Here is a 15,781-nt window from a genome sequence, read left to right as displayed (position 1 = left end):
GAATCAACCCCTGCCTCGCGGGGTTGTGCCTCAGTAGGATGAAGGCGTCATCCCCGCATCGCCGAGGCGTTCGGCGCTGCGCCCGACAGGAGGAAGAGAACATGGCGAAGTACACGCTGCCCGAGCTCCCTTATGACTACGCCGCGCTGGAACCCAGCATCAGCGCGACGATCATGGAGCTGCACCACAGCAAGCATCACCAGGCCTACGTCACCGGCGCGAACACCGCGCTCGAGCAGCTGGCGGAGGCCCGCGACAGCGGAAACCTCGCGAACGTGAACAAGCTCGAGAAGGACCTCGCGTTCAACCTGGGCGGTCACACCAACCACTCGATCTTCTGGACGAACCTCTCGCCCAACGGTGGCGACAAGCCGACCGGCGAGCTCGAGGCCGCGATCGACGACCACTTCGGTTCGTTCGACAAGTTCCAGGCCCACTTCACCGCCGCTGCTCTCGGCGTGCAGGGCTCCGGCTGGGCGGGTCTGTTCTGGGACTCGATCGGTGAGAACCTCATCATCCAGCAGTTCTTCGACCAGCAGTCGCAGTTCGCTGCGGGCAGCGTCCCGCTGCTGCTCCTGGACGTCTGGGAGCACGCGTACTACCTCGACTACAAGAACGTCCGAGCCGACTACGTGAAGGCGTTCTGGAACATCGCCGACTGGTCCAACGTCCAGTCGCGCTTTGTTACGGCGCGAGAGAAGACGGCAGGCCTGCTGGTAGGGTCATGATCAGGTGAGGATGCCTCGGAGCCCTCGCCGTGCGGGGGCTCCGGCATCCCCCTCTCCGAGTCGATGCGCACCCACGCACGACTCACCCCGGGAGGACAACCCGGGATGGAAAAGGCGCTGCGGCGCGACGAGAAAACGGGAGACACCGTGTCTGTCAAGATCGGCATCAACGGCTTCGGCCGCATCGGACGCAACTACCTGCGCGCAGCGCTCGCGCAGGGTGCGGACCTGGACATCGTGGCGGTGAACGACCTCACCGACAACAAGACTCTGGCGCACCTGCTCAAGTACGACTCCATCACGGGTCGTCTGGACGCAGAGGTCACGTACGACGAGGACTCGATCACCGTCGGTGGTCACAAGATCAAGGTGCTCGCCGAGCGCGACCCCGCCAACCTCCCCTGGGGCGAGCTGGGCGTCGACATCGTCATCGAGTCGACCGGCCGCTTCACCAAGGCCGAGGACGCCAAGAAGCACATTGCGGGTGGCGCGAAGAAGGTCCTCATCTCGGCTCCCGCGACGGGTGACGACGTCACCATCGTCATGGGCGTCAACGAGGGCGACTACAACCCCGAGACCGACGTCATCATCTCGAACGCCTCGTGCACCACGAACTGCCTCGCGCCGCTGGCGAAGGTCTTCAACGACAACTTCGGCATCGAGCGCGGCCTCATGACGACGGTCCACGCCTACACGGCCGACCAGAACCTGCAGGACGGTCCGCACAGCGACCTGCGTCGCGCTCGCGCGGCCGCGATCAACATCGTCCCCACCTCCACGGGCGCCGCGAAGGCCATCGGCCTGGTCCTGCCGGAGCTCAAGGGCAAGCTCGACGGCTTCGCGCTGCGCGTGCCCGTGCCCACCGGCTCCATCACCGACCTCACGGTCGAGGCGTCGCGCGAGGTCACTGTCGACGAGATCAAGGCCGCGTACAAGGCTGCAGCCGAGGGTCCCCTCAAGGGCATCCTGAAGTACACGGAAGACGAGATCGTCTCCAGTGACATCGTCACCGACCCGCACTCGTCGATCTTCGACGCAGGCCTCCTGCGCGTCATCGGCAACCAGGTCAAGCTCTCGAGCTGGTACGACAACGAGTGGGGTTACTCCAACCGCCTCGTCGACCTGACCGAGTACGTCGCCGAGCGTCTCTGATCCACACCATGGCACTGCGCACCCTCGATTCGCTGGGGTCGCTCGCAGGCCGCCGCGTCGTCGTCCGTGCTGACCTCAACGTTCCTCTCAAGGACGGGGTCATCACGGACGACGGTCGCGTGCGGGCTACGCTGCCGACCCTCAACGCCCTGATCAATCAGGGCGCCCGCGTCGTCGTCTGCTCCCACCTGGGGCGTCCCGACGGCGAGCCCAATCCGAAGTACAGCCTCGAGCCGGTCGCGCAGCGACTGTCGGAGCTGCTCGGCAAGCCCGTGGCCTTCGCACGCGACACCGTGGGTGTCTCGGCACAGGAGGCTGTCGCCTCGCTCGGCGACGGTGACGTCGCCATCATCGAGAACCTCCGCTTCAACCCGGGGGAGACCTCGAAGGATGCGGACGAGCGTCGGGCCTTCGCGCAGGAGCTCGCGGCTCTCGGCGACGCCCTCGTCTCCGACGGGTTCGGCGTCGTGCACCGCAAGCAGGCCAGCGTCTATGAGCTCGCGGAGCTGCTGCCTTCGGCCGCGGGCCTGCTCATCGAGAAGGAGGTCGACGTCCTCGACCGCCTCACCGAGAACCCCGAGCGGCCGTACGCGGTCGTGCTGGGCGGCTCGAAGGTGAGCGACAAGCTCGGCGTCATCGAGCACCTGCTGCCCCGCGTGGACACCCTCCTCGTCGGCGGCGGCATGATGTTCACCTTCCTCGCCGCCCTCGGTCACAAGGTGGGTGCGAGCCTGCTCGAGAAGGACCAGATCGACACGGTCAAGGGCTACCTGGCCACCGCCGAAGAGCGCGGCGTGAAGATCGTGCTTCCGGTGGACGCCGTCGTGGCCGCATCCTTCTCCGCGGACGCGGAGCATGTGGTGGCTGCCGTCGATGCCCTGGAGGACACCCCGTTCGGTGCCTCGGGTCTGGGTCTGGACATCGGCCCGGAGACGGCGGCGACGTTCGCGGCGGCGATCGCCGCGAGCAAGACCGTGTTCTGGAACGGCCCGATGGGCGTGTTCGAGATGGCGGCGTTCGCCGACGGTACCCGGGCGGTCGCGAAGGCACTCACCGAGGTCGATGGCCTGTCGGTCGTCGGCGGGGGAGACTCTGCCGCCGCGGTCCGTCAGCTCGGCTTCCGCGACGATCAGTTCGGCCACATCTCCACCGGCGGTGGCGCCAGCCTCGAGTTCCTCGAGGGCAAGAAGCTTCCCGGACTGGAGGTCCTCGGATGGCAGTGACACGTACCCCGCTCATCGCGGGAAACTGGAAGATGAACCTCGACCACCTGCAGGCGGTCGCGCTCGTTCAGAAGCTCTACTGGACGCTCAAGGACGCCAAGCACGACGAGGGCAGCGTCGAGGTCGCCGTCTTCCCGCCGTTCACCGACCTGCGCACGGTGCAGACGCTGATCGACGCGGACAAGATCCCGTTCGCCCTCGGCGCCCAGGACCTGTCGACGCACGACTCGGGGGCGTACACCGGTGAGATCTCCGGAGCATTCCTGGCCAAGCTCGATGCGAAGTACGTGATCATCGGTCACTCCGAGCGTCGTGACTACCACAACGAGACGGACGACGTCGTCGCCGCCAAGGTGCAGGCGGCTCTCCGCCACGGGCTGAGCCCGGTCATCTGCGTCGGCGAAACCGCGGAGGACTTGGAGAAGTTCGGCGCGAGCGCCGTACCGGTCGGCCAGTTGCGGGTCGCACTCGAGGGCGTGTCGGCCGATGCCGACGTCGTCGTCGCGTACGAGCCGGTTTGGGCCATCGGGTCCGGCCAGGCTGCCACGCCCGAGCAGGCGCAGGACGTGTGCGCCACGCTTCGCGGCGTCGTGGCCGAGGTGCTGGGCGAGGAGGCCGCTGCCCGCACTCGTGTCCTTTACGGCGGGTCCGTCAAGTCCGGCAACATCGCCACCTTCATGCGCCAGCCCGACGTGGACGGTGCGCTCGTGGGTGGAGCCAGTCTGGTCGCCGAGGAGTTCGCGGCGATCATCCGCTACCAGAAGCACGTCGGCGTCTGATCTCGGCCGTGAGGCGGGGCGCGGCCCCGTCTCACGGCTCTGGTCGGCGCGTTGGCTATACTTGTTCCTTGTGCGATCTCGGGATCGCCAAGAAGGGTGACGAACACAGTGCAGATTCTCGAGTTCGTGCTCCAGGTGCTCCTCGGCATCACGAGCCTGCTGCTGACGCTGCTGATCCTGCTCCACAAGGGGCGCGGCGGCGGCCTTTCCGACATGTTCGGAGGCGGCATGAGTTCGTCCCTGGGATCCTCGGGTCTGGCCGAGCGCAACCTGAACCGCTTCACGATCGTGCTCGCCCTCGTCTGGTTCATCTCCATCGTGGCCCTCGGACTGGTCACCAAGTTCACCGGGCTGGTCTGATCGTGGCTACGGGGGGTAACGCAATCCGCGGAACGCGCGTGGGCGCGGGTCCGATGGGTGAGCAGGATCACGGCTACCACGCCGACCGCGTCGCGGTGTCCTACTGGGACGCTCTGGGCAATGAGACGGTGCGCTACTTCGCGGCCGGCATCGCCGAGGAAGAGATCCCGGAGACGATCGACTCGCCCCATTCCGGGCTTCCGGCTGGCCGCGATCAGGCGAATCCGCCGGCTCTGGCGAAGCCCGAGCCCTACAAGACACACCTCGCCTACGTGAAGGAACGTCGCACGGACGACGAGGCCGAGCAGCTCCTCGACGAGGCGTTGCACAAGCTGCGTGAGCGTCGCGGCCAAGACTGAACCACAGCGTTCACCAGAAGAGCCCCGGTCATCGACCGGGGCTCTTCTGCGATCTCAGTAGTCGCTGTCGATGAGCTCGACAGGCACCTTCGCGGCCGCCGCCTCATCGACGAAGAAGACGGTGCGCTTGCGCCCTTTCGCACCGGCTGCGGGAACACTCTGATAGCTGGCGCCGGCAAGAGCGAGTCCGAGGACGGACGCCTTGTCAGGCCCGACGAGAACCAGCCACACGCGCTTCGCAGAGTTGATCACGGGGCGGGTGACGGTGATCCGTTCGGACGGAGGCTTCGGCGCATCTCGGACCGCCAATGCAGCGCGATCCGTCACCTGGATCTCGCCACGGTCCGGGAACAGCGAAGCGATGTGCGCATCCGGCCCGACTCCAAGGAAGCAGACGTCGAAGGATGGCCAGGCACCGACGCTCGGGTCAGCGAAGCGAGCGAGTTCTGCTTCGTAGGCTGCGGCCGCGTCTTCGATGCTGAGTCCGTCGTCGCTGGCAGCCATCGTGTGCACGTTCTCGGCCGGCACCGGGATGCGATCGAGCAGGGCCGTGAAGGCCTCGGCGTCGTTGCGGTCGGCGGAGCCTCGCGGAACGAAACGTTCATCGCTCCACCAGAAGTGGACCAGCGACCAGTCCACCTCGTGGCATCGTGGGTTCTGTGCGACGGCCGCGAGAACGCGCCCGCCCATGGAACCACCGGTCAGCGAGATGTGGGCGAGCTTGCCCTCGACGACGCGCTTCGCGATCCGGCTGAGCAGGCGCCGGGCCACAGCGCGGGCGATCCGGTCGGGGTCCGAGCGGACGACGACCTGCTTCTCGGTGGCCTCGGGCATCATGCTCCTCGTATCAGTGCTCGATGAGGGCGCTGCCCTCGGTGACGACGCGCCCGTACAGCAGGTCGGCATCCAATCGTCGCAGCTCCTCGGCCAGGCACTCGCGGAGCGAGCGCCGCGGGAAGGCGAGCTCATGGCTGGGTTGTCCCGGCTGGGTCAGCACCGCCGTCAGAGCGTCGGGTCGCTCGAGCACGATGTCTCCACTGGCGCGCGTGAGCCGGACGGACTTGATCCCGCTCGCCCATTCGTCGCTGTCGAGATAACGCCAGGTCACGTCCACCTTCAGCTGAAGACGGAGCCACGCCGCCAGCAGGGGAGTCGAGGGGGAGTCGCCGCCGCCCAGGACTTCCACCGCTGTGATCGGCTCGTACGGAGGCTGATCCAGCACCGCGGCGAGCTGCTCACGCCAGCGGGTGAGGCGCGTCCAGGCGAGATCCGTGTCTCCCGGCGCGTAATGCCCGCCCAGGTTCAGGACCCACTCGTGCGGGTCGCTCTGCATCGCCGCATCCGTGATGCGACGTTGGGCGATCTTGCCGATGTCGGAACGCGACGGGATCTCCGGGGTGTCAGCCGGCCACCACGCCACGACGGGGGCGTCGGGAAGAAGCAGACCGGTCACCAGGCTCTCGGCGTTCGAGCCTGCTGGTCCGTGCGCGTGAAGCAGGATGACCTCGCTCGCGCCGGCGTCGCCGCCCACGCGGATCTCTGCATCCAGCCGAGGCTCGGCTTTCGGGTCGTCGAGCATGAGCACGATGACCCGCATGGGGTGCTCGCGAGAGGCGTCGTTGGCCGCCTCGATCGCCTCTTCCTCGATTCCGCGCCGCGTCGCGATGATCAGGGTCAGGACGCGACCGAGTGCGACCGCGCCGCCTTCCTCACGGACGTTGACCAGCGCACGGGAGATCTTGCTGACGGTGGTGTCGGGCAGATCGATGATCACGGGCGCCTCCAGGTGCGACCATCGCGGGCGAGGAGATCGTCCGCGGACTGCGGTCCCCATGAACCGGGGGAGTACTGTTCGAGCGGGCCGGATTGCTCCGACCAGAACTTCTCGATCGGATCCAGGATCTTCCAGCTCAGCTCCACCTCTTCATGACGGGGGAACAGCGGCGGATCGCCCAAGAGCACGTCGAGGATGAGACGCTCGTAGGCCTCGGGGCTCGCCTCGGTGAACGCGTGGCCGTAGCCGAAGTCCATCGTGACGTCGCGCACCTGCATGTCGGCACCCGGCACCTTGGATCCGAATCGGATCGTGACGCCCTCATCCGGCTGGACGCGGATGACGAGCGCGTTCTGGCCGAGGCCGTCGGTCTGGCTGCGACCGAAGAGGTGTTCCGGGGCGCGCTTGAAGACGACCGCGATCTCGGTCACCCGACGGCCGAGCCGCTTGCCGGCACGCAGGTAGAACGGAACGCCGGCCCAGCGCCGGGTGTTGATGTCGAGTTTGATCGCGGCATAGGTCTCGGTCGTCGAGTCGGCGGCCATGCCGTCCTCCTCGAGGAAGCCGAGCACCTTCTCGCCGCCCTGCCAACCGCCGGCGTACTGCCCGCGCGCGGTCGCCGTGGAGAGGTCGTCGGGCAGCGTGACCGCTGCCAGGACCTTCTCCTTCTCGGCGCGCAGCTGCGCGGCGTCGAAGGTGATGGGCTCCTCCATAGCGGTGAGCGCCAGAAGCTGGAGCAGGTGGTTCTGGATGACGTCGCGCGCCGCGCCGATGCCGTCGTAGTAACCGGCCCGGCCGCCCACGCCGATGTCTTCGGCCATGGTGATCTGGACGTGGTCGACGTAGTTGCGGTTCCAGATGGGCTCGTAGAGCTCATTGGCGAAACGCAGCGCCAGGATGTTCTGGACCGTCTCCTTGCCCAGGTAGTGGTCGATGCGGAAGATCGAATCCGCGGGGAAGGCCGAACGCACGACGTCATTCAGCTCGCGCGCCGACTCGAGGTCGTGGCCGAACGGCTTCTCGATGACGACGCGACGCCAACGATCTGCGCCGTCGGCCGTGTCGTCCACGAGCCCCGAGGCCTTGAGCTGTTCGGCGACGATAGGGAAGTCGCGCGGCGGGATCGACAGGTAGTACGCGTGGTTTCCCATCGTGCCGCGTTCGACATCGAGCTTCTCTACGGTCTCGCGCAGGCGTCGGAACGCATCGAGATCGTCGAACTGTCCCTGCACGAAACGGATGCCCTGCAGCAGCTGCTCCCACGTCTCGTCACGGAACTCGGTGCGCGCGTACTGCTTCACCGCGTCGCGGACGACCTCGGCGAAGTCCTCGTCCTCCCAGTCCCGGCGGGCGAAGCCCACCAGCCCGAACCCGGGGGGCAGCAGGCCACGGTTGGCGAGGTCGTACACCGCGGGCATGAGCTTCTTGCGCGACAGGTCGCCTGTCACGCCGAAGATCACGAGGGCGCTGGGGCCCGCGATCCGGCTCAGGCGCCGGTCATCGGGGTCGCGGAGGGGGTTGTGTCCCCGCGAGATCTCGGCAGTCATCGAGAGTGTTCTCCTACTGGGCAGCGTCGAACAGCGCGAGCACATCGGCCTGCGCGTCGACGAGGGTGAGCGTGACGACCGGGCGCGCGTGCTCGTCGGCCAGCACGGAAGCATCGCCGGCGGCTTGCGCGGCGATCAGTTCGCCGAAGGTGAAGGGTCGGCCGGGGATGGCCAGGTCGGTGCGGGGATGCTGCAGAATCTGCAGGAAGACGCCGTTGGCGGGGCCGCCCTTGTGGTACTGACCGGTCGAGTGAAGGAATCGCGGACCCCACCCGAATGTCGTCGGGCGACCGGAATCGGCCGCGACGAGCTCTCGCAGTCCCTCGAGCGGGGCGAGCTCTCGTCGGTCCACGTATGCCTGCAGCGCCACGTATCCGTTGTCGGGGATGCGGGCCCAGAGCGCGTCGAGGACCCCGCTCAACGTGCCGTCCGCCGCAAGAGACGGATCAGACACGCGGACCTCGATGCCGTCCTGGACGAAGTCGGCGGGCGTCGGCTCGGGGCGCTGGTCCAGGAGTGCCCGTGCGGCCCGCTTCGCCGCCTCGACATCGGGCTGGTCGAACGGATTGATCTGCAGCATCCGCCCGGCGATCGCCGTCGCGTACTCCCAGACGACGAATTGCGCGCCCAGGGACCCGGCGACGAGGATCTCGCCGCGGTGGTGCTCGAACAGGTGGTCGTGCCGCACGTTGTCGACCAGGCGCAGCAGGCGCAGGTCGGCGGGCGTGTCGTCGACCTCGGGGGAGACCGGGAGCAGGACGACGGGCAGTATGCCGGTGCCGTTCTTTCCGGTCGACTCCGCGACGAGCTGTTCGATCCATCCCGGCAGCCCCACGATGTGGGTGCCGTCGGTGATGAGACCGAGCTTGTCCTTGCGGGCGGCGCCCCCGCCGGCGATGGCGGCCGCCAGGACGAGCGCCGGATTGCGTGGGTCGTCGATGGCGACCTCGAGCAGCGTCGCCTCTGCCTCGTTGAGGAGCTCGTCGATGTCGACGCCGGCCAGACCCGCGGGCACGAGACCGAATGCCGTCAGCGCCGAGTAGCGCCCGCCGACGGTGGGGTCAGCGGTGAACAGACGGTAGCCGTCGGCATCCGCCGATTCGGCGAGCGGTGAGCCGGGATCGGTGACGACGACGATGCGACTCGCGGGGTCGATGCCCGCTGCACGGTAGGCCGCCTCGAAGGCGCGCTTCGCAGAATCCGTCTCGATCGTGGAGCCGGACTTCGACGAGACGACCAGAGCGGTCTGCGCGAGGCCCCCGGCCTCGGCGTCGCCGCCGATGGCGGCGGCGACCTCACCCGGGGCGGTGGAGTCCAACACGACCAGCGGAACGCCCGCGGTGGCGGCGATCACCTCGGGAGCGAGGGAGGAACCGCCCATCCCGGCGAGGACGATGCGCGTGACGCCGTCGGCGCGCAGGACCTCGCGCAGCGTCACGATCTCCTCGACGAGCGGGCGGGACACGGTGACCGCCTGCACCCAGCCGAGCCGTTCCGCAGCATCCGCAGCGGCATCCGGACCCCAGAGGTCCGGGTCGCCGGCCGTGATGCCGGAGGCGATCAGCGAGTCGACGAGAGCGGGCAGCTCCGCCTCCACCACGTCGCGGACGTCGCCGCTGAGGTGGATGTCGAAGCTCATCGCGAAGCCTTGAGCGCCGTCTCCACCGTTTCCTGCAGCTCGTGCCAGGACACGATGAACTTCTCGACGCCCTCGTCTTCAAGCGTCTGGGTCACGTCGGCGAAGTCGACGCCCACGGCGGCGAGCTGATCGAAGAAGGCGTGGGCCGCCTCGATGTTGCCCGTGATGGTGTCGCCCTCGATGACGCCGTGGTCGAACGTGGCCTCGAGCGTCTTCTCGGGCATCGTGTTCACGGTGCCCGCAGCGACGAGCTCGGTCACGTAGAGGGTGTCAGGAAGGGCCGGGTCCTTGACACCGGTCGAGGCCCAGAGGGGACGCTGCAGGTTCGCGCCGGCTTCGAGCAGAGCCTGCGCGCGCGGGGAGCCGAACTCGCGCTCGAACAGCTCGTACGCGAGACGTGCGTTGGCGAGGCCCGCCTGGGACAGCAGGGCCGTCGCCTCGTCCGAACCGATGGCCTTGAGCCGCTTGTCCACCTCGGTGTCCACACGCGAGACGAAGAACGACGCCACCGACTGCAGGCCGGAGATGTCGATGCCCGCGTCGCGCGCCTTCTCGAGACCGGACAGGTACGCATCGATGACGGCGGCGTAGCGCTCCAGGCTGAAGATGAGCGTCACGTTGACGGAGATGCCCGCGCCGATGACCTCGGTGATCGCCGGCAGTCCCGCCTTGGTCGCGGGGATCTTGATCAGCGCGTTGGGGCGGTCGACCTTGGCCCACAGCTCCTTGGCCTGTGCCACGGTCGCCGCGGTGTCGTGAGCGAGGTCGGGGGAGACCTCGATCGAGACGCGGCCGTCGACGCCGTTGGTGGCGTCGTACACCGGGCGGAAGATGTCGGACGCCGCCTGCACGTCATCCGTCGTGATCTCGAAGATCGCCGTGTCGACATCCGCGCCGGCAGCGGCGAGGGTGGCGACCTGCTCGGCGTAGGCCTCGCCCTTGGAGAGGGCGCCGGCGAAGATCGTCGGGTTCGTCGTCACGCCGGAGACCGTGCGGTCCGAGATCAGCGCGCTGAGGTTGCCCGTCGTGATGCGCTCACGGGAGAGGTCGTCGAGCCAGATGCTGACGCCCGCCGCGGCGAGCTGTTCGGTAGGGGTGCTCATGTTCTTGCTTCTCCTCGTACTTACTCGGCTGCCGCGGCGATGGACTCGCGAGCGGCGGTGACGACGGCTTCGGTGGTGATCCCGAACTTCTGGAACAGCGTCTTGTAGTCGGCGGAGGCACCGAAGTGGTCGATGGCGACCGAGCGACCGGCGTCGCCCACGATGCCCTGCCAGGTCAGCGCCGAACCCGCCTCCACCGAGACGCGCGCCTTGACCGAGGACGGCAGGACGGACTCGCGGTACTCGGCGTCCTGTTCGGCGAACCACTCGAGCGAGGGCACCGAGACGACGCGCGCCGACACGCCCTCCTGGGCGAGAGCGGCGCGTGCCTCGACGGCCAGCTGCACTTCCGAACCGGTCGCGATCAGCAGCACGTCGGGGGTGCCGCCGGGCGCCTCGGCCAGGACGTAGGCACCCTTGACGGCGTTGTCGGCCGAGGCGAACACGTCGCCGGAGGCCTCACCGTCGCCGCGCTCGAACACCGGGATGTTCTGACGGGTGAGCGCGATGCCCGAGGGACCGCCGGTACGGCGGAGCATCTCGAGCCAGACGACTGCCGTCTCGTTGGCGTCGGCGGGGCGGACCATCGAGAAGTTCGGGATGGCGCGCAGCGTCGCCAGCTGCTCGATCGGCTGGTGGGTGGGGCCGTCCTCGCCGAGCGCGACGGAGTCGTGCGTCCACACGAAGACCGTGGGGATGTTCATCAGTGCGGCCAGACGCACCGGCGGGCGCATGTAGTCGCTGAAGATCAGGAAGGTACCGCCGAACGGGCGCGTCGGGCCGTGGAGCACAATGCCGTTGAGGATCGCGCCCATGGCGTGTTCGCGGATGCCGAAGTGCAGCACGCGCCCATAGGGCGAGCCGCTCCACTCGTGCGTCGACCACTCCTGCGGGATGAACGAGCGCGCATCCTTGATCGTGGTGAGGTTCGACTCGGCAAGGTCCGCCGACCCGCCCCACAGTTCGGGCAGCTTCGCCGCGAGGGCGTTGATCACCTGGCCGCTGGCGGCGCGGGTGGACACGTCCTTGCCCGCCTCGAAGACAGGCAGGGCGTCGGCGATGTCGGCGGGGAGCTCCCGCGCCTCGAGACGGTCGAGAAGCGCCTTGCGCTCGGGGTTGGCCGCTGCCCAGGCATCGAACGACTTCTGCCACTCGGCCTTCGCCTGCTCACCGCGCTGCACCAGCTCACGCGTGTGGGCGATGACATCCTCGGATACGTCGAAGCTCTTGTCCGGGTCGAATCCGAGGACCTTCTTAGTGGCGGCCAGCTCGTCGGCACCGAGCGCGGCGCCGTGGATCTTGCCGCTGTTCTGCTTGCCGGGCGAGGGCCAGCCGATGATCGTCTTGAGGATGATGAGCGACGGCTTGTCGGTCTCGCCCTTCGCGCGCTCGATCGCTGCGTACAGCTCGGCGACGTCCTCGACGTACTGACCGGTCTTCTTCCAGTCGACGGTCTGGACCTGCCAGCCGTATGCCTCGTAGCGCGCGGCGACGTCCTCGGTGAAGGCGACGTTCGTGTCGTCCTCGATCGAGATCTGGTTCGAGTCGTAGATGACGACGAGGTTGCCCAGCTGCTGGTGGCCCGCGAGCGAGGAGGCCTCGCTGGTGACACCCTCCTGCAGGTCGCCGTCGCCGGCGATCACGTAGACGAAGTGGTCGAACGGCGAGGTGCCCGCCGGCGCCTCGGGGTCGAACAGGCCGCGCTCGTAGCGGGCGGCGTAGGCGAAGCCGACGGATGAGGCGAGGCCCTGGCCCAGGGGGCCCGTGGTGATCTCGACGCCCTTGGTGTGGCCGTATTCCGGGTGGCCGGGAGTCAGCGAGCCCCACGTGCGCAGCGACTGGAGGTCAGTGAGCTCGAGACCGAATCCGCCCAGGTACAGCTGGACGTACTGCGTGAGGGACGAGTGCCCGGCGGAGAGGATGAAGCGGTCGCGACCGATCCAGTGCGGGTCGGCGGGGTCGTGGCGCAGCACTCGCTGGTAGAGCAGATAGGCGGCGGGGGCGAGGCTCATCGCGGTGCCGGGATGACCGTTGCCCACCTTCTCCACTGCATCCGCCGCGAGGATGCGGGCCGTGTCCACGGCGCGTGCATCAATCTCATCCCAACGCAAATCGGCCACGGGACCGCCTTTCACAAAGAGGAGTGCGCCACAGAGGGCCGATGAGTCCGACCCCGGAGGGCCTGGACCACGGCAGGCGCGCGTGTGGTTTCAGCATAGACTGGTCTGGAGCTTGACGAGGGGCGACAACGCAGCAGATGGACATCATGACGACGAGCCAGGGCGAGCCCGCATCCGCTGTCCGTCCTCCGATGGGTCGGAAGGTGCGCGCCTACATCACCTTGACGAAGCCGCGCGTGCTCGAGCTGCTGCTCGTGACGACCGTTCCGGTGATGATCCTGGCGCAGAACGGGCTTCCTGATCTCTGGCTGGTGCTGGCGACCGTCATCGGCGGATCGTTGAGCGCAGGCTCTGCCGCCGCGTTCAACATGTACCTCGATCGCGATATCGACGCGCACATGCAGCGCACGGTGAACCGGCCCCTCGTGACCGGCGAAGTCTCGCCTCGCGGCGCGCTGATCTTCGCGTGGACGCTGGCGGTGGTCTCGACCGTCTGGCTGCTGATCACCACGAACTGGCTGGCCGCCGCTCTGTCGGCCGGCGCGATCTTCTTCTACGTCGTCATCTACACGATCCTGCTCAAGCGTCGTACCGAGCAGAACATCGTGTGGGGCGGCATCGCAGGCTGCTTCCCCGTCGTCATCGGCTGGTCTGCCGTGACGGGGTCGCTGTCGTGGGCACCGCTCATTCTCTTCGTCCTGATCTTCCTGTGGACCCCGCCCCACTACTGGCCGCTGTCCATGAAGTACAAGGACCAGTACGAGAACGTCGACGTGCCGATGTTGGGGGCCACCCGGTCGGGGTCGCAGGTGGGCCTCCAGGTGATCCTCTACGCCTGGGCGACCGTGGCCTGCTCGCTTCTGCTGATCCCGGTCGCTTCCATGGGCATGGTGTATTCGGTCTCGGCGCTCGTCTTCGGCGGATGGTTCCTCTATGAGTCCCACCGTCTGTACTCACGCGCGGTACGGGGAACGGAGCCACGACCGATGCGTGTGTTCCACGCATCGATCACCTACCTGACGCTGCTGTTCGTCGCGATCGCGATCGATCCTCTGCTGCCCTTCTGATCCAGGCGCGACACGCGAAGATCCCTCGGCCCCGTGAGACGGGTCCGAGGGATCTTCGCGTTGCGTCAGCGTCAGCGTCCGCGGGTCAGCGGGTGATGGGCTGCTGCTCCGCGGGGGTCTCGGCGTCGTTCTCCGCAGCGGCGGAGGGTCCTTCGGGGTCTGCGGAAGCCTCCGGCGCGTTCTCGACCGCCACGGGGTCTGTCTCAAGACCCGGCTCCTCCTGCCAGGCGATGGACTCGACGACGTCGACCTTCGGGGCGAAGAGGCTGCGTGCGGCCCCGAGCGCGAGGGCCGCGACGAGGCCGACCAGGCCGGCACCCGCGATGACGGCGCCGAACAGGGCCCACGCCTGACCGGCGTAGACCTCGACGCCGGTCGCGCTGCCGTCGGTGAGAGTTGAGGTCATGACCGAGATCTTGTCGATCGTCAGCCAGGCGCCGAAGCCGACGGCGGCGGCGGAGCCTGCGACGAGCCCCCAGAACGGGATGCTGCGGGACAGGCGGGGGCGGGTCGTCATGTGGATCACTCCTCGAACGTGCGACAACGGTTGCCGCGACCTGGCAACCCTCGCGGGTCAGTCCAGGTGTGCCCGATGATCCGTCTATGCGTCTGCTGAGGACGCGCCGGATGCGGCGGGCCGTTTGAGGTGGAGGACGACGACCGTGTAGGCGGCTGCGGAGAGCGAAGCCAGCACCATGTGGATGCCGACGAGAAGCTCGGGCAGTCCTTCACGCGCCTGCCAGACGCCGACCGTGACCTGCACGGCGATCGCCAGGGCGAGCACGAGCAGCCAGCGTCTGGGCTGCAGACGCAGGACCCAGGCGCTGACGGTGAGCGCGAGCACGAGAGCGGCGAGGACGTAGCCGGGCCAGGCGTGTACGTGGGCGAGGATCGTGGCGTCGAACCCCTGGCGGATCACGTTGGCGTCGCCTGAGTGCGGGCCGGACCCCGTGGTGAGCACGCCGAAGAGGATCGTCACGGCGAGCACGAGCCCGGTGGCGTGCGCTCCGATCTGGAACCACAGCGGCACGACCCGAGTGCGCGGCCCTTCGGTCGCATCGAGCCTCACGAGATAGGCGGCGGCGACGCACACGAGCAGCAAAGAGCACGTGTAGTGGAAACCCACGAGGAAGGGGTTGAGGTCGGTGAGGACTGCGAACCCTCCGACGACCGCCTGAGCCATGACACCGGCCAACACGATCCACGCGAGCGTGGACAGGTCGCGGCGTCGGGGCAGTCGTCTGCCCGCATCGATCGCGGCGGCGATGACCGCGGCGAGAAGGGCGCCGGAGGCGAAACCGAAGGCGGGCAGATCGAGTGCCGCCGCCAGTGCGTAGACGGGGACGGCGAGGAGGATGCCGCCGCCGGCGAACACGAGCGCACGCATGACGGCGGGGCGGCCGGCGATCGCGTGGAGCGTGAGCAGGACCACCGCGACCGCAACGATCCCCACCACGCCCGTCATGGTCCGGTTGCCGAACTCGATCAGGCCGTGGATTCCCTGCTCGGGAAGCGGGACGAGGGATTCCGGGGTGCACAACGGCCACTCAGAGCAGCCCAGACCCGAGCCGGTCAGCCGCACCGCGCCGCCGGTGCCGATGATGATGACCTCCGTCAGGAACGAGAGCCAGGCCAGCACGCGCAGCGGGCGTCGCACCTCGATCCCGGAGGCTCCCCGGACGCGATCGGATTCGGGCAGGGCGATGGGAGCGGGCATGTGTCCTCCGGCCCGTTCCGGACCCCGGGCGCGGCCCGGAAGTCAGGGGGAACCTGTAGAATCGTGGTTGTTGAGATGCCGCGCTACGCGCAGGGTGCATCGACAACAGTTTAGGCGCGACGCGAGCGCCCACGATGAGGGCCCGAGAGCGGCGTTCGTCCCCGCAGACTCGACGGGGCGGCGGATGCCGGGGCGGATGACACCGTTGCGGTC

Annotated in this window: 15 protein-coding genes; 7 read left to right on the top strand and 8 right to left on the bottom strand. The window is 68.1% G+C overall.

The annotated features are described in order from the left end of the window. The first annotated feature begins 101 nt into the window (after window positions 1-101). The 6 genes from PQV94_RS08125 (at window position 102) to PQV94_RS08100 (ending at window position 4,601) form a co-directional block, all read left to right on the top strand. Window positions 102-728: a superoxide dismutase gene (locus PQV94_RS08125; protein WP_137417062.1), complete on the top strand. Its 627-nt coding sequence runs from the start codon at window positions 102-104 to the stop codon at window positions 726-728. Window positions 729-875: 147 nt separating this feature from the next. After that, window positions 876-1,880, top strand: a complete 1,005-nt coding sequence (gene gap / locus PQV94_RS08120; protein ID WP_137417061.1) for a type I glyceraldehyde-3-phosphate dehydrogenase — start codon at window positions 876-878, stop codon at window positions 1,878-1,880. Between the two features lie 8 nt (window positions 1,881-1,888). Then, entirely contained in the window at window positions 1,889-3,103 is a 1,215-nt protein-coding gene (locus PQV94_RS08115) for a phosphoglycerate kinase (protein WP_274285379.1), read from the top strand. After that, complete coding sequence (gene tpiA, locus PQV94_RS08110; protein ID WP_274285378.1) at window positions 3,094-3,882, top strand: triose-phosphate isomerase; 789 nt, start codon at window positions 3,094-3,096, stop codon at window positions 3,880-3,882. Before PQV94_RS08115 ends, tpiA begins: the two co-directional genes overlap by 10 nt. Before the next feature lie 108 nt (window positions 3,883-3,990). Beyond that, window positions 3,991-4,242 carry a preprotein translocase subunit SecG gene (gene secG / locus PQV94_RS08105; protein WP_137419120.1) on the top strand — a complete coding sequence of 84 codons (252 nt, stop codon included), beginning with the start codon at window positions 3,991-3,993 and terminating at the stop codon, window positions 4,240-4,242. A 2-nt stretch (window positions 4,243-4,244) separates the two neighbouring features. Next, window positions 4,245-4,601 carry an RNA polymerase-binding protein RbpA gene (locus PQV94_RS08100; protein ID WP_243227789.1) on the top strand — a complete coding sequence of 119 codons (357 nt, stop codon included), beginning with the start codon at window positions 4,245-4,247 and terminating at the stop codon, window positions 4,599-4,601. A 54-nt stretch (window positions 4,602-4,655) separates the two neighbouring features. Here PQV94_RS08100 and pgl read toward each other — a convergent pair whose 3' ends face one another. From pgl to tkt, 6 genes are read right to left on the bottom strand one after another with little or no spacing between them, the layout of a single operon-like run. After that, on the bottom strand, window positions 4,656-5,438 hold the full coding sequence (gene pgl, locus PQV94_RS08095; protein ID WP_443192676.1) for a 6-phosphogluconolactonase: 783 nt from the start codon (window positions 5,436-5,438) through the stop codon (window positions 4,656-4,658). Between the two features lie 10 nt (window positions 5,439-5,448). Continuing rightward, window positions 5,449-6,375 carry a glucose-6-phosphate dehydrogenase assembly protein OpcA gene (locus tag PQV94_RS08090; RefSeq protein WP_274285376.1) on the bottom strand — a complete coding sequence of 309 codons (927 nt, stop codon included), beginning with the start codon at window positions 6,373-6,375 and terminating at the stop codon, window positions 5,449-5,451. Beyond that, window positions 6,372-7,922, bottom strand: a complete 1,551-nt coding sequence (gene zwf, locus PQV94_RS08085) for a glucose-6-phosphate dehydrogenase (RefSeq protein ID WP_234075382.1) — start codon at window positions 7,920-7,922, stop codon at window positions 6,372-6,374. Before zwf ends, PQV94_RS08090 begins: the two co-directional genes overlap by 4 nt. A 13-nt stretch (window positions 7,923-7,935) precedes the next feature. Further along, window positions 7,936-9,561 carry a glucose-6-phosphate isomerase gene (locus tag PQV94_RS08080; RefSeq protein ID WP_274285375.1) on the bottom strand — a complete coding sequence of 542 codons (1,626 nt, stop codon included), beginning with the start codon at window positions 9,559-9,561 and terminating at the stop codon, window positions 7,936-7,938. Beyond that, window positions 9,558-10,664, bottom strand: coding sequence for a transaldolase (gene tal, locus PQV94_RS08075; protein WP_274285374.1), 1,107 nt, complete (start codon window positions 10,662-10,664; stop codon window positions 9,558-9,560). Before tal ends, PQV94_RS08080 begins: the two co-directional genes overlap by 4 nt. A gap of 20 nt (window positions 10,665-10,684) precedes the next feature. Continuing rightward, a complete protein-coding gene (gene tkt, locus PQV94_RS08070; protein ID WP_274285373.1) occupies window positions 10,685-12,784 on the bottom strand; it encodes a transketolase in 2,100 nt (699 codons plus the stop codon). A 137-nt stretch (window positions 12,785-12,921) separates the two neighbouring features. Here tkt and PQV94_RS08065 point away from each other — a divergent pair, with 137 nt between their 5' ends. After that, entirely contained in the window at window positions 12,922-13,851 is a 930-nt protein-coding gene (locus PQV94_RS08065; RefSeq protein ID WP_274285372.1) for a heme o synthase, read from the top strand. Window positions 13,852-13,936: 85 nt separating this feature from the next. On the opposite strand, the gene PQV94_RS08060 is transcribed toward PQV94_RS08065, so the two are convergent. Together PQV94_RS08060 and PQV94_RS08055 are read right to left on the bottom strand one after the other, a co-directional pair. Continuing rightward, entirely contained in the window at window positions 13,937-14,368 is a 432-nt protein-coding gene (locus PQV94_RS08060) for a dinucleotide-utilizing enzyme (protein ID WP_274285371.1), read from the bottom strand. Window positions 14,369-14,452: 84 nt separating this feature from the next. After that, window positions 14,453-15,568: a COX15/CtaA family protein gene (locus tag PQV94_RS08055; RefSeq protein ID WP_274285370.1), complete on the bottom strand. Its 1,116-nt coding sequence runs from the start codon at window positions 15,566-15,568 to the stop codon at window positions 14,453-14,455. Window positions 15,569-15,781 lie beyond the last annotated feature (213 nt).

It is taken from the genome of Microbacterium sp. Clip185 (assembly GCF_028743715.1).
Classification (GTDB): domain Bacteria; phylum Actinomycetota; class Actinomycetes; order Actinomycetales; family Microbacteriaceae; genus Microbacterium.
Note: the sequence above shows the minus strand (reverse complement) of the source record. Positions and strands in the feature narration are given on the sequence as shown.